This window comes from Caproiciproducens puteiluti (genome assembly GCF_052442865.1).
In the GTDB taxonomy this organism is placed as follows: Bacteria; Bacillota; Clostridia; order Oscillospirales; family Acutalibacteraceae; genus Caproiciproducens.
In genome coordinates this window covers 1309396-1322137 of sequence record NZ_CP194790.1, presented here as the reverse complement: position 1 = coordinate 1322137, position 12742 = coordinate 1309396, and the positions used below count along the sequence as shown (strand labels likewise).

Here is a 12742-nt window from a genome sequence, read left to right as displayed (position 1 = left end):
GATCTCCTTAAAAATTACAAAATAATCCTATAACCGTTATTATCCCATTATAAAGGCGCTGTGTCAACTTTTTTCCTCTTCGGGATGGAAATAACGGAACAGACTCTGCGCGGACGGTTTCGTCATCCCCGGCGCGGCAGACAGTTCCGCCAGATCCGCATTCCGGATCGCCCGGATGGTCTTGAAGTGCTTTAACAGCGCTTTGGCGCGGGCCTGTCCCACACCCTCGATGGAGGTCAATTCAGAGGAAATTGTTGTCTTTTTACGCGCCTGTCTGTGGTATCCAATGGCGAAGCGGTGCACTTCGTCCTGAATGGAAGAAACCAGCGTAAAAGCCTTGCGGTTGGAATTGATGGCGATTTCTCCCCCGTCGGACGCAATGGCCCGGGTGCGGTGCTTATCGTCCTTGACCATACCGAAAAGCGGGATTTTCAGTCCCGCGGCTTCCAGCACGGGCCGGACCGCGCCGACATGCCCCTTGCCGCCGTCCAGCAGGATCAGGTCCGGCAGGCGTCCGAAGCCGTCGGTAATATTTTTTCCCTGTGCGTCGAAATATTCATGAAAGCGGCGTTCAATTACTTCCTGCATGGAAGCGTAGTCATCCTGCCCCTCCACCGATTTGATTTTGAATTTCCGGTAGGCGGATTTCAGCGGCCTTCCGTTCTCAAACACAATCATGCCCGCCACGTTCTCGCTGCCGGCGAGGTTCGAGATATCGTAGGATTCAATATAGAAAGGCGGCTGTTCCAGCCCCAGAAGCCGGCCGAGCTCGTCCAGGGCGGAGGCTTCCCGCACGGTCCGGCCAGTGGCCTGAGCCACCTGCTCCGCCGCGTTGTTGCGGCACATTTCCACAAGCCGGGCCTGCTCGCCCTTCTGCGGAACGGTGACCGTCACTTTTCTTCCCGCCTTCTGCGTCAGCCATTCCCCCAGAAGCTCCATGTTTTCCGCGGGGCCGTCCAGACAGACGCGCGGCGGAATCCGGTCGCGCATGGTGTAATAACGTTCTATAAATTCCCCGCGGGCGGTCTTGGGATTACCGGTTTCCCCCATTAAAAAGGTTTCGCGATCGCAGAGGCGGCCGTTGAGAAAACGGAAAACTTCAAAGCAGCTTGTTTCGGCGCCCTGCGCCAGCGCGATCACATCCTGCTCCGGCACGCGCGCGGCCACCACCTTCTGCCGGTCGCTCATGCGCCTGATGGCCGTCAGGCGGTCACGGATGCGCGCGGCGCGTTCAAACTCCAGCGCCTCGGCGGCGTCGCTCATCTTTTTTTCCAGCTGGTGCATGCTTTTGGCACTGCCGCCGCGCAGAAAATCGATGGCTTCCTCCACGTACTCGTTGTACTCCTCCTCGCTGATCCTCCCGCGGCACGGCGCGCAGCACTGCTTGATATAATAATTCAGGCACGGCCTCGCTTTGCCGATATCCTGCGGAAACCTGCGCGAGCAGGACGGCAGACGGAAAATTTTCAGCGCCTCGTCGATGGCTTCCTTGGTCGCCCACGAGCTGACGTAAGGGCCGATGTAATTCGCGCCGTCGTCAAGGATCTGCTTTGCCTGTGAAATCCTGGGCCACGGCCCGGAGGTAATCTTGATATAATGATAGCCCTTGTCATCCTTCAACAGGATGTTGTATTTCGGGGTGTGCTGCTTGATCAGGCTGCACTCCAGCACCAGGGCCTCGAATTCGCTGTCCGTCAGAATATACTCAAAATACTCCACGTTGGCGACCATGCGGCGCACCTTCTCGTCGTGGTTCTTTTCGGAGCCGAAATACTGGCTGACGCGGTTTTTCAGCGCCTTGGCCTTACCGATATAGATGATCTTGCCCGACTTGTCGTGCATGATGTAAACGCCGGGGCTGAGCGGAAGGCGCATGGCGCGGCTTCGAAGCTCCTTGATATGTTTTTCATGATCTGTCATGATACCCTCCTCTGCTGCGCAACCCGGAACAATCGGCACGGGTTGTAAATACAAAAAAGCACCGCCGGTTAAGCGGTGCTGTTTGGCAGAATAAATTACTCGGTAAAACCGGACTGAACCAATTCCACAAGGCTGTTTACCGCCTCTTCTTCATCCGTACCGTCTGCAATAATGCGGATGGTGGTCCCGCCGACAATACCAAGGGACAAAACGCCCAGAAGGCTTTTCGCGTTCACGCGTCTTTCTTCTTTTTCCACCCAGATAGAAGATTTGTATTCATTTGCCTTTTGAATAAAAAAGGTAGCGGGGCGCGCGTGAAGGCCCACTTGATTCTGAACCAGTACTTCTTTAACACACATTACTTCATTCACTCCTAAACAGAAAAGTCATTTCCGCAAAACCAATCATTAATAAATAAAAAATATCAGTTTCATTGTTATTTTTCTATGATTCACAGTTATTATATCACAATTCAGCATACCGTCAACTAAATAAAAAAACTTTGGATTGATGACTGAATCGGGTGGATTATGTTCGGCATTGCTTTGTGCAATGTGCTATAATTGTTGAAAACTTTTGTTTTCTCTGCTGTACTGTTCCCATTTTTCTTTTGGTTCATGCTTCGTTTCCGTTTTCCATTTCGGTTTTTTTCGTCTCGGAAAGCAGTTCGGCTAAAAACTCCGTGTCCTCTTTTGTCAAATCGGCCTTTTCCAGCAGTTCCGGCCTTTTCTGCAAAGTACGCAGAATCGACTGCTGCCGACGCCATTTCCTCACATTTTCATGATGGCCCGTCATCAGTTCGTCCGGGACCTTGACCCCGCGCCACAGTGCCGGGCGGGTGTACTGCGGATACTCCAGAAGGGAATGAAAATGACTCTCCTCCTGAAAGCATTCCTCGCTGGAAAGGACCCCGTCGACCATCCGGCAGACCGAATCCGCCAGCACCAGCGCCGGAAGCTCGCCGCCGGTGAGGACATAGTCCCCGATGGAGATTTCCTCATCCACGTACCGGTCGATAATGCGCTCGTCGATTCCCTCGTAGTGGCCGCAAAGCAGCGCCAGCTCGGGGAGCTGCGCCAGTTCCTTTACACGCTGCTGGGTCAGGGTTTTCCCCTGCGGGGACAGGTACACCAAATGGGGCTTTTTCCCCAGCTTCTCAATTAAACCGTCAATACACAGGGCAATCGGCTCCGCCATGAGCAGCATGCCCATGCCGCCCCCAAACGGGCAGTCGTCGACCCTGTTATGTTTATCATATGCAAAATCACGGATTTGGTGGCAGTACACCTCGATCGCGCCTTTTTTGCGCGCCCGCCCGATGATGCTCTCGGACATGACTGCCTCGCACATGTCGGGGAAAAGGGTAAGAAAATCAATCCGCATCATCAAAAATCCCCCTAAGCGGCCGTATCTGCATTTTACCATTTGTAATATTGATATCTATAATTACTTCCGGTATTGCCGGAATCAAATAATTCTTCTTATTTTCCGACGTAATCTGATAAACGTCGTTTGCGCCGGTGCGCATAATTTCCGTCAGGGTCCCGTAGTAGATGCAGGTATCGGCGTCAAAAACCTCCAGCCCGATCAGGTCCTGCATAAAATACCGGCCCTTGTCCAGCTTTACGTCGTCGCGGCTGATATAGAGAATCCTGCCGCGCAGCGAGTCCCCCTGCTCAATGGTAGAAATCCCATTCAGCTTTAAAAGCAGCTGCGTTTTGTGGACGCGCGAAGAAGCGACTTCCAGCTTTTGAGCGCCTTTGTCCCAATAGAGCGTTTTGAACTGAGCCAGGAACTCGGCCGAGTCGCACCAGGGGTCCACGCGCAGTTCCCCCTGAAGGCCGTGCGTCCCCACAATTTTGCCTGCCTCCAAAAACTGATTGACCATAATATCCTCCATGAATCAATAGGATTCCCCGCAGCGGCGTTTCCACACCCGCCGATTCAGTCTGTGACTGTCCGAGAGCATCGCCGCAGGCGCTCAGGAAAGCGGGAACTCCCCGGTTGACCGGACTCCCTCAGTCAGGCTTTGCCTGCCGGCTGCCCGGAACGCCTAGTGCGTTTTCCGCAGGCGCAGGACGGGGATTTTCTGAACGAATTTCAGCAGCGTATAAAGCATGACCACATTTACCGGGAGTAAAAGCAGATTTGTCACGACGCGTACGGAGAGAACCGCAAGAAAGGCCTTGCCATACATGATGGAAAGCCACAGGGAATTCAGAAGGAAGTTCACCAGAACCATTACAATGGTATTGGCGGCCAGAACCCTCCATACCGTCACCGGTTTTTTGTAAAGAATGAGTCCGTAGACGAACCCGGAAAGAAAGGCGTTCAGAGTAAAGCCGGGAAAAAACGGACCCGCCGGGCGAAGCACGTAATTGACTACGTCCCCGATGGCCCCCACAATACCGCCGACAACCGGGCCGTACAAAAAGCCCGACGTTGCGATGGTCAGAAAGGAAAACCGTATCTGCAAAATGTCGGAAACGGGTACGGTAAAAATGCCCAGAACGGCATTTAAGGCGATCAACAGCCCGCACATTGCAATGGTTGTTACGTTCCGCAGCTCCTGAACGGATGATTTAACAGACTGAAAAGAAAAGCTCAAAGAAAATTCCTCCTTTATGTTGTGTATTCATCTGCTACATAAAAGAGGGATTCCTCAGAGTATGCAGCAGCGGGATGCGAATTTTGTACCGCAAGTTTCCTTTTCGTCCGCCTGACAACTCCCCGTTCAGGCGGCACTTAACGCACAAAATTCTACTCTGCTATAATTGTTTTCTGTTTGCCCCGTTACCCGGGGCGGCGCGTTTCTACAAAGCAGGGCCGCAACAGCACTGTTGCAGCCCTGCGCTTAGTCAATTTCAACGGATACTTTCCCGTTGGTACGGGTAGCGGCGGCACGCATGACAATGCGAATCGCTTTGGCAATGCGGCCCTGCTTGCCGATCACCCTGCCCATGTCGTCTTCGGCAACGTGCAGGTGATAAACAACGGTTCCTTCCTCGTTGGGCTCGTCAACGTCCACGCGAACGGCGGACGGGTCTTCGACAAGTCCCTGTGCAATCGCAATCAGCAGTTCTTTCATTGTTTTATCCTCCGCGATTACAGTACGCCGTGTTTCTTGAACAGAGATTTCACGGTGTCTGTCGGCTGTGCGCCGTTAGCGATCCATTTCTTGGCCTTCTCAGCATCCACCTTTACGACGGACGGCTCCTCGAGCGGATTGTAATAGCCGATTTCTTCAATGAAACGGCCGTCGCGCGGGAAACGGGAATCTGCAACAACTATACGATAGAAAGGAGCTTTTTTGGCACCCATTCTGCGTAATCTAATCTTTACTGACATGATGTTTCACCTCCACAAATTGATCAATATCTTCACCAAAAGGGAAATCCTTCTTGGATGAATTCAATTAAAACGGCATCCCCATGCCGGAAAAACGCCGCTTTCCGCGGCCCTTCATCTGCTTTACCAGCTTCTGCATCTGCTCCAGCTGCTTGATCAGACGGTTGACGTCCTCCACCTTCATTCCGCTGCCCGCGGCCATGCGCCGCTTGCGCGAAGGGTTGATGACGGACGGCTTGCTCCGCTCCTCGGGGGTCATGGAAAGAATAATCGCCGCTACACGGTCCATCTGACGGTCGTCGATGTCCACGTCCTTGAGCTGTTTATCCATTCCAGGCATTTTGGAAAGCACATTCTTGAGCGGCCCCATTTTTCTTACCTGCACCAGCTGGTCGAGCAGGTCGTTGAAATCCAGCCTGTTCTGCATCAGCTTCTGAGCGGTCTTTTCCGCGGCATTGCGGTCAAGCCTGCTCTGCGCGTCCTCAATGAGGGTGAGCACGTCGCCCATGCCGAGGATGCGGGAGGCCATGCGGTCCGGGTGAAAAACTTCAAGGTCCTGCAGCTTTTCGCCGGTACCGGCGAATTTGATTGGCTTGCCCGTCACCGCGCGCACGGAAAGCGCCGCGCCGCCGCGGGTGTCGCCATCCAGCTTTGTCAGAATCACGCCGGTGATATTCAGCAGCTCGTCAAAGGTTTTCGCAACGTTGACGGCTTCCTGACCGGTCATGGAGTCCACCACAAGCAGAATCTCGTGCGGGCCGATCTCGTTTTTGATATTTTTCAGCTCGTTCATCAGGACTTCGTCGATCTGAAGACGTCCGGCGGTATCGATCAGGACCATGTCGTTGCCGTAGTCCCTGGCGTGCCTGACGGCGGCTTTGCAGATTTTCACGGGGTCTTCCCGGCCCATTTCAAAAACGGGAACACCGGCGTTTTCGCCGACGACCTGCAGCTGTTTGATGGCGGCGGGGCGATAAATATCGCACGCGACCAGAAGGGGCCTGTGGCCCTTGTTTTTCAGCATCAGCCCCAGCTTTCCGGCGTGGGTGGTTTTACCGGCGCCCTGCAGGCCGCAGAGCATGATAATGGTCGGGGGGGACGCAGGGCTGGCGAGCTTCGCGTCGCTTCCGCCCATCAGAGCGGTCAGTTCCTCGTTTACAATCTTAATCACCATCTGCGCCGGAGTCAGGCTTTCCATCACCTCGGTGCCGACGGCACGCGCGCTCACGGTATTGGTAAAGTCTTTGGCGACCTTATAGTTTACGTCGGCTTCCAAAAGGGCAAGGCGGACTTCGCGCATTGCTTCCTTTACGTCGGCCTCATTCAGTTTTCCTTTTGATTTCAGCCGTTTAAATGCGGCTGACAGCTTATCGGCAAGACCTTCAAATGCCAACAGGGGCCCTCCTTCCTATTCGCAGAGCTTTTGGGAAATATCAAGAATCAGCTTCGCGTTGTTTTCAAGCTCATTGGAATATATGTAATGATCGTTGTATTCTTTAATCTGTTCGGCAGCGGAGCTGATGCGCTCCAGACCGCTTCTCATCTCACGGAAACGGCGGGCCAGGCCCAGACGCTCCTCCATGTCCAGCAGCTGAAATTCGGCACGTTTAATGGAATCGCGCACCCCCTGGCGGGTAATGCCCTGGTTGTCCGCAATTTCGGAAAGCGATAAATCCTCGTTGTAGTAATATTCGATTACCTCGCGCTGTTTGTCGGTCAGCATATCCCCGTAAAAATCAAGCAATAACGATATTTCCAGATTTTTCGACATCCGATACCCCTCCATTCAGCCTGTAAAGCAATTAACTTTACAGTTACGAATTATACAATAAAACGCGGCGCTTGTCAATAGGAAAAAAGGCCGAAGCGCCGCGCTTTTTATTTTTTATTGGGATGGATTCAGAAAGGATTTCAGCTTTTCCTGCAGATACTTCTCCAGTTCCGGCATGTTGGCTGAAAAATTCAGCAGGAATTTTCCGTCGCGGACCTCCAGCCCGCCGATATTGCCCGGAGCGTCGTTCGGCATTTCGTAGGTGCCGAACACCGGCGGCGGCAGGTACAGAACATTGCCCTCCCGCTCGGTGCCGTCCGGAAGGGAATCCATGGCACGGGAAAGCGCCCACGCGGGATCGACCGGCAAACGGCCGATTTTCAGGGAGTTGACCGCGGCGCGGATATTGTTTTTCGCGCTGTCCCAGCCGACCGTCAGGTTGGCGCTGACGCCCAGCTTCATCCCTTTGTAGGAAACGGGCAGATAGGCGGCGACGGTGTTGTCGCTGTTGACGGTAAGCCGCACCCCGGAAACGGTGTTCTGACCGTTCTGCGCAAGCTTCCGGGTCATCAGCGAGCTGACCTCTTCCCCGGTCAGCTCAGCCGGCTTTCCGGTACCGGCCGCAACAAGGAGCTTCACAGTCACCGCGGCAGAATCCGTTTCCCCGCTTGGCACAAGGGGTGCATTGGGGTCGTTCAGCGCCAGCGCAAACAGGATTCCGATGACCGCGAGCAACAGAACAAGAACGGACACAAGAATGATCAGAGGCCCTTTTTTTCGGGTTTGCGTCGTTTTCAGGACAATCTCCCCCTCTTTACAGAATCAGGACGAACGTACCGGCAGTAATCAGAACTCCCCCGAGAATGGTCTTCATGTCTATCTTTTCATGCAGGAATGCAAACGCAAGGAAAATCGTGATGACCACGCTGAATTTATCGATCGGAGCGACCTTGGAAACCGGACCGATCTGGATCGCCTTGTAATAAAAAAGCCAGGAAAGGCCCGTTGTGATTCCGGACAGGACCAAAAACAGCAGGCTTCTCTGTGTAATGTTTTTGATTCCGGTATTCGCTCCGGTAAAAAAGACGATGCCCCACGCAAGGATCAGCACCACAACGGTTCTGACCGCTGTGGCAAGATTGGAGTTGACATTCTCGATACCGACTTTTGCCAGAATCGACGTCAAAGCCGCAAACAGCGCGGACCCAACTGCGTAAACAACCCACATCACGCCGCCTCATCTCCGATCATTATTTTAATTCCACAATGGTAACGCCGGCTTCTCCCTCTCCGAACACGCCCAGCCGGTAGCTGCGCACGCTCGGGTGCCTTTTCAGGTGCTGCTGCACCGCTGCGCGCAGGGCCCCCGTTCCTTTGCCGTGGATAACGGTGAGCTGTTCAATGCCGCTGAGCAGCGCCGAATCGATAAACCGGTCGACATTCATAATGGCCTCTTCCGTCGTCTGCCCGCGCAGGTCAAGCTCGGTCGTCACCTTTGCCTGCGCCCTGCCCGTCACGTTTCTGGTAACGGTCCTGCGCTTTTCCTTTCCTTTTTTCTCCTGCACCAGCCGCAGATTGGAAAGCGGCACCCTCGTCTGGATGATGCCCGCCTGCACCAGAACGTTTTGGCTATTCCCTTCCGGCAGCTGCAGCACCGTTCCCTGCTTGTCAATATCGTAAAGCAGGACGGTATCCCCCACCTGCAGCGGACGCGGCAGCACATACGGGCCCTCGTCCTTTCTGCCGTGAATGGGATCGGCGGTTTCCTCCAGAACGCGCAACCCGGCTTTCAGCCTTGCCTTCTGCTCGGCGGAGAGCGTTTTGTTCTGCTGTTTTTTCAGTTCTTCCATTTCGTTCAGAAGGGCGTCGATCTGCCCGCGGGTGCGGGAAACCAATTCGGAAGCCTGCTGGCGCGCCTTCTCGATCTCTTTGTCCGCCTCGGCCTGGATGCTGCTGCGGATTTCCTGCGCCTCCTTCTGCGCCCGAACGGCTTCCAGATGCGCCTGCTCCGCTTTGGCGCGTTCGCCCTCCAGCTTCTGGCGGCTGGTTTCCAGGCTTTGGACCACATCCTCAAACCGCGTATTTTCACTGGATACCAGCTCTTTTGCGCGCTCCACAATTTCCTCTTCCATACCAAGGCGCAAAGAGATGGCAAACGCGTTGGAGCGGCCCGGCACGCCGATCAGCAGCCGGTAGGTCGGCCGCAGCGTCTGTACGTCGAACTCGCAGCACGCGTTTTCCACGCCGTCTGTCTGCAGCGCATAGGCTTTCAGCTCCGCGTAGTGGGTCGTAGCGGCCACCCGCGCGCCCTTTTTGCGCAGGGCCTCCAGAATCGCCATCGCGAGCGCCGCACCCTCGACCGGGTCGGTTCCCGCTCCCAGCTCATCCAGCAGAATCAGGCTGTTCCCGTCCGCCTGACCGATGATCCGGATAATATTCGTCATATGCGCCGAAAAAGTGGACAGCGACTGTTCGATGCTCTGCTCGTCGCCGATGTCGGCCAGCACCTGATGAAAAACGGAAATCTCGCTGTTTTCCGCCACCGGCAGCATCAGCCCGCACATGGCCATCAGCGTAAGCAGCCCCACCGTTTTCAGCGACACCGTTTTTCCTCCCGTGTTGGGGCCGGTAATCACCAGGGTATCAAAATGAATGCCGAGTTCAATGTCCGTGGGGACGACCCGGTTCTTGTCAATCAGCGGATGGCGAGCCTTTTTCAGCAGGATTTTCCCCTTGTCGTTCACCGCCGGAAGGCTGGCCTTCATCTTATAGCCCAGATTCGCCTTGCCGAAAATCAGGTTCAGCTCCACCGCGGCGCGGTACCCGCTGATAATCCCGCTGGAAAAGTTTCCGGTCTCCGCCGAAAGCTCGGCGAGAATCCGCTCTATTTCCGCCTGCTCCTGCGACTGCAGCACCCGCACCTCATTGTTGGCCTCGACGACTCCCATCGGCTCTACAAACACGGTCGCACCGCTTGAGGAGGTATCGTGCACCAGTCCGGCGATTTCCCCGCGGAACTCCGCCTTGACCGGCACGACGAACCGGCCGCCGCGCATGGTGACGATCGGGTCCTGCAGATATTTCTGATAGAGCGTGGAACGGATCATTTTGTCGAGCTGTTCCCGGACGCGGGAGGACGCGGAACGGATTTTGCGGCGGATGGACGCGAGCTGAACGGACGCGTTGTCCGACATTTCCTCCTCGGAAAGGATCGCGCCGTAAATCCGGTCCTCCAGATATTTGTTGGGCATCAGGGAATCGAACCGCCAGTCCAGGCAGCTTTTTACCCCCGCGCTTTTCGAGCGCCAGTCCACGATCCCGCGCAGCGTGCGCAGAACGCCCGCGACGCGCAGCAGCTCGGCCATGTTGAGCGTGCCGCCCGCCTCCGCGCGGCGCAGGGAATTGGTCATGTTGTACAGCCCGCCGAAGGACGGCGCGCCGAAGCGAGCCATCAGCGTAAAGGCCTCGTCCGTGTCGGCCAGAAGGCGCTGTACCTCGGAAAGGGAAACGGACGGGGTAAGCTGCAAAGCGAGCTCCGCCGCGTCCTCGCACGCCGTTTCGGCCGCCAGCAGCTTTCGTATTTTATCGAGCTCCAAAGCTCTGTAATGTCTTTGCATCGTATCTTCCATAAGTTACCTCTACCTATTTCTATGAAAATGAAGTCTTCTTTATCAATTATATAAAAATAAACTGAGTGAAAAACATGTAAAGGAGCGTTCCTCCCCCAATGCTCAAAAGCGTATTGTGCTTCCATTTGTGCAGAAGGACTACCGCCGCCACGGAAATTAGCTCCGGTGCGCCGAACGGCGCCGAGAAAACGGAAATCCCCTTCAGACAGTAGACGATCAGCATCCCCATCACCGCGCAGGGGAGCACCCTGCCCAGATAGCGGACAAACGCCGGCGTCTCCTTCCCCTGCGGGAACAGGAGAAACGGCAGGGCGCGGGTAAACAGCGTTATCAGCGCCATTACGAAAATCAGGATCACGGCCTGACCGGACGTCAGCGTCATACGGTTTCCTCCCTTTCAGAAGCTTTCCCGAAAAGGCTGAGGACGGCAGCGATCAGCACCATGGAGGGCAGGATAAAATTCCCCGGCCCGAACACGGCAAGGCACAAAACGGAACCGCCCAGCCCCACAAGGGCAGGAAAATGGTTCCTGTTATTTTCCCACTGATCCACAAAGATAACCGTAAAAAGCGCCGTCATTACAAAATCGATGCCCTTTGTATTGAAGGAGACCAGAGAGCCGATCAGGCCGCCCGCCGCCGCACCGATGACCCAGTAAAGCTGGTCAAGGAGGGAAACCCAGAACAGAAACCGGTCCTCATCGACGCCTTGCGGCGCGCGGGCGCTGCACAGCAGGGAAAAGGTTTCATCCGTCAGCGAAAAAATCATGTAAGGCTTTTTCTTTCCCATGCTCTTGAACCTCTCCAGCATGGAAATTCCGTAAAAGGTATGTCGGGCGTTGACCATCAGGGTCATCAGCGCCGCCTGCAGCGGCAGAAACGGGCCGGACAAAAGTCCGATTGCCACAAACTGCATGGAGCCCGCGTAGATAAACACGCTCATCAGCACCGCCCAGCCCCAGCCGTACCCTTTGCTGTTCAGCAGGATTCCGAAGGCGGCGCCTAAAAAAAGATAACCGAGCATCACCGGAATGGTGTGCGGGAAAGCCGCGCGCAGCGCGTTTTTATGCTTCAAAAGGTTTCCCCCAATCATTCTAACCGTTCGTTGATTCGTCCTCTGTTTTCATCTGTCTGTAAAATTCCAGCGTATTGAAGCTGCGCTCCAAGGTGGATAAAACATACTGCTCGCTCGCCGCGGAAAGCTCTTTCAGCCCCTGTTGTGACAGGCTGAAGGAAAAAAGCTTCTCAAAATCGGCGTAAATAATATGCCGCAGACCGGTCAGCGCGCCGCGGCTCAGCCGGACGGCGGGTTCCGCGGAGTCCACGAAGCAGTCCCCGCAATAAATCAACCCTTTGCGGGGAAGGAAGAACATCTCCTCCGCTTCATAGCACGAACAGCCGGAACAGCAGATCAGATTGGGCATATACCCCGCGAGCGAGAGCATTTTCATTTCCACGATCGCCTTGATCTGTGCGTTCGGCCTTAATCCCCTACACAGAAAGTGGAAGGAATTGAGCATTAAACGCAAAAAATCCCCGGCCTCGGCTTCCTGCGGCGCCAGCGCACCCGCCAGCTCACAAAAATATTGGGCAAGGGAAAGACGCTCAATATCCCTGCGAAGGTCAAAAAAAACTTCAATGGGCTGTGCGTCGTCAATTATGTATTTATCCCGCCCCTTGAAAATTGTGAGGCGGGAATAACTGAAAAGCTGCGTGGCGGAAAGTTTGCTGTTTTTTAATTTTTTGGCCTGCTGCGCAAAAGCGCGTACAACCCCTTCCCCGCTTGTAAGTACGGTGACAAGGCGGTCGCTTTCACCCACGGAATTCTCCCTGATGATCAGGCCTTTGGTCTCTATCTGCATCCGCGCCCTCCCGCATTTGCCTTTCTTCATTACTGTGTTTGCATTGGCTGTAGATCAGATAATCGCTGATATTTCCGGTATGTTCAAAACAATTCCATGCTGTTTGTTCATCCATATTTCCCGCTCCCTTTTCATTTTCTGATTTAAGTATTTGCCTTAATTCAGCTTATATGAGCGGTAAATAAATGAATTAAACCCATAATCAGACAAATT

Annotated in this window: 15 protein-coding genes and 1 riboswitch; all 15 genes read right to left on the bottom strand. The window is 54.6% G+C overall.

Annotated features, from left to right (window positions below; translation table 11 throughout):
• Positions 1–63 precede the first annotated feature (63 nt).
• The 15 genes from uvrC to recO all read right to left on the bottom strand — a co-directional run bounded on the left by uvrC (position 64) and on the right by recO (position 12529).
• Positions 64–1920 (bottom strand): excinuclease ABC subunit UvrC, encoded by a 1857-nt coding sequence (uvrC, locus tag ACRQU7_RS06270; protein ID WP_444644569.1) that lies wholly within the window; start codon positions 1918–1920, stop codon positions 64–66.
• A 95-nt stretch (positions 1921–2015) separates the two neighbouring features.
• Complete coding sequence (locus tag ACRQU7_RS06265; RefSeq protein ID WP_038323319.1) at positions 2016–2279, bottom strand: HPr family phosphocarrier protein; 264 nt, start codon at positions 2277–2279, stop codon at positions 2016–2018.
• Positions 2280–2535: 256 nt separating this feature from the next.
• Complete coding sequence (trmD, locus tag ACRQU7_RS06260; protein ID WP_444645523.1) at positions 2536–3303, bottom strand: tRNA (guanosine(37)-N1)-methyltransferase TrmD; 768 nt, start codon at positions 3301–3303, stop codon at positions 2536–2538.
• The gene (gene rimM, locus ACRQU7_RS06255) at positions 3293–3808 is read right to left on the bottom strand and encodes a ribosome maturation factor RimM (RefSeq protein ID WP_444644566.1); all 516 of its coding nucleotides are present in this window, start codon (positions 3806–3808) and stop codon (positions 3293–3295) included. The genes trmD and rimM overlap by 11 nt, the downstream gene beginning before the upstream one ends.
• A gap of 165 nt (positions 3809–3973) precedes the next feature.
• Positions 3974–4528, bottom strand: a complete 555-nt coding sequence (locus ACRQU7_RS06250) for a folate family ECF transporter S component (protein WP_038323314.1) — start codon at positions 4526–4528, stop codon at positions 3974–3976.
• Positions 4529–4593: 65 nt separating this feature from the next.
• A riboswitch (THF riboswitch) is annotated at positions 4594–4690 on the bottom strand.
• Between the two features lie 84 nt (positions 4691–4774).
• Positions 4775–5008: a KH domain-containing protein gene (locus ACRQU7_RS06245; protein ID WP_038323313.1), complete on the bottom strand. Its 234-nt coding sequence runs from the start codon at positions 5006–5008 to the stop codon at positions 4775–4777.
• 17 nt (positions 5009–5025) lie between these two features.
• Positions 5026–5268, bottom strand: coding sequence for a 30S ribosomal protein S16 (gene rpsP / locus ACRQU7_RS06240; RefSeq protein WP_038323312.1), 243 nt, complete (start codon positions 5266–5268; stop codon positions 5026–5028).
• Between the two features lie 67 nt (positions 5269–5335).
• Entirely contained in the window at positions 5336–6661 is a 1326-nt protein-coding gene (ffh, locus tag ACRQU7_RS06235; protein ID WP_444644563.1) for a signal recognition particle protein, read from the bottom strand.
• A 15-nt stretch (positions 6662–6676) separates the two neighbouring features.
• A complete protein-coding gene (gene ylxM / locus ACRQU7_RS06230) occupies positions 6677–7039 on the bottom strand; it encodes a YlxM family DNA-binding protein (RefSeq protein ID WP_038323309.1) in 363 nt (120 codons plus the stop codon).
• A gap of 114 nt (positions 7040–7153) precedes the next feature.
• A complete protein-coding gene (locus ACRQU7_RS06225) occupies positions 7154–7792 on the bottom strand; it encodes a hypothetical protein (protein ID WP_444644561.1) in 639 nt (212 codons plus the stop codon).
• A gap of 61 nt (positions 7793–7853) precedes the next feature.
• Complete coding sequence (locus tag ACRQU7_RS06220; RefSeq protein ID WP_444644559.1) at positions 7854–8267, bottom strand: EamA family transporter; 414 nt, start codon at positions 8265–8267, stop codon at positions 7854–7856.
• A gap of 22 nt (positions 8268–8289) precedes the next feature.
• Positions 8290–10656, bottom strand: a complete 2367-nt coding sequence (locus ACRQU7_RS06215) for an endonuclease MutS2 (protein ID WP_444645521.1) — start codon at positions 10654–10656, stop codon at positions 8290–8292.
• A gap of 58 nt (positions 10657–10714) precedes the next feature.
• Positions 10715–11050, bottom strand: coding sequence for a branched-chain amino acid transporter permease (locus ACRQU7_RS06210; protein ID WP_444644557.1), 336 nt, complete (start codon positions 11048–11050; stop codon positions 10715–10717).
• Positions 11047–11691, bottom strand: coding sequence for an AzlC family ABC transporter permease (locus ACRQU7_RS06205; protein ID WP_444645519.1), 645 nt, complete (start codon positions 11689–11691; stop codon positions 11047–11049). The genes ACRQU7_RS06210 and ACRQU7_RS06205 overlap by 4 nt, the downstream gene beginning before the upstream one ends.
• A gap of 70 nt (positions 11692–11761) precedes the next feature.
• A complete protein-coding gene (gene recO / locus ACRQU7_RS06200) occupies positions 11762–12529 on the bottom strand; it encodes a DNA repair protein RecO (RefSeq protein ID WP_141827633.1) in 768 nt (255 codons plus the stop codon).
• Positions 12530–12742: the final 213 nt, after the last annotated feature.

Excerpts from the sequence above, each read along its gene's own strand:
- recO (WP_141827633.1), bottom strand. The coding sequence starts at position 12,529 with ATGCAGATAGAGACCAAAGGCCTGATCATCAGGGAGAATTCCGTGGGT.
- ACRQU7_RS06265 (WP_038323319.1), bottom strand. The coding sequence starts at position 2,279 with ATGTGTGTTAAAGAAGTACTGGTTCAGAATCAAGTGGGCCTTCACGCG.
- ACRQU7_RS06220 (WP_444644559.1), bottom strand. The coding sequence starts at position 8,267 with ATGTGGGTTGTTTACGCAGTTGGGTCCGCGCTGTTTGCGGCTTTGACG.
- rimM (WP_444644566.1), bottom strand. The coding sequence starts at position 3,808 with ATGGTCAATCAGTTTTTGGAGGCAGGCAAAATTGTGGGGACGCACGGC.
- ACRQU7_RS06215 (WP_444645521.1), bottom strand. The coding sequence starts at position 10,656 with ATGCAAAGACATTACAGAGCTTTGGAGCTCGATAAAATACGAAAGCTG.
- ACRQU7_RS06205 (WP_444645519.1), bottom strand. The coding sequence starts at position 11,691 with ATGCTCGGTTATCTTTTTTTAGGCGCCGCCTTCGGAATCCTGCTGAAC.
- ACRQU7_RS06245 (WP_038323313.1), bottom strand. The coding sequence starts at position 5,008 with ATGAAAGAACTGCTGATTGCGATTGCACAGGGACTTGTCGAAGACCCG.
- ylxM (WP_038323309.1), bottom strand. The coding sequence starts at position 7,039 with ATGTCGAAAAATCTGGAAATATCGTTATTGCTTGATTTTTACGGGGAT.
- trmD (WP_444645523.1), bottom strand. The coding sequence starts at position 3,303 with ATGCGGATTGATTTTCTTACCCTTTTCCCCGACATGTGCGAGGCAGTC.
- uvrC (WP_444644569.1), bottom strand. The coding sequence starts at position 1,920 with ATGACAGATCATGAAAAACATATCAAGGAGCTTCGAAGCCGCGCCATG.
- rpsP (WP_038323312.1), bottom strand. The coding sequence starts at position 5,268 with ATGTCAGTAAAGATTAGATTACGCAGAATGGGTGCCAAAAAAGCTCCT.
- ACRQU7_RS06210 (WP_444644557.1), bottom strand. The coding sequence starts at position 11,050 with ATGACGCTGACGTCCGGTCAGGCCGTGATCCTGATTTTCGTAATGGCG.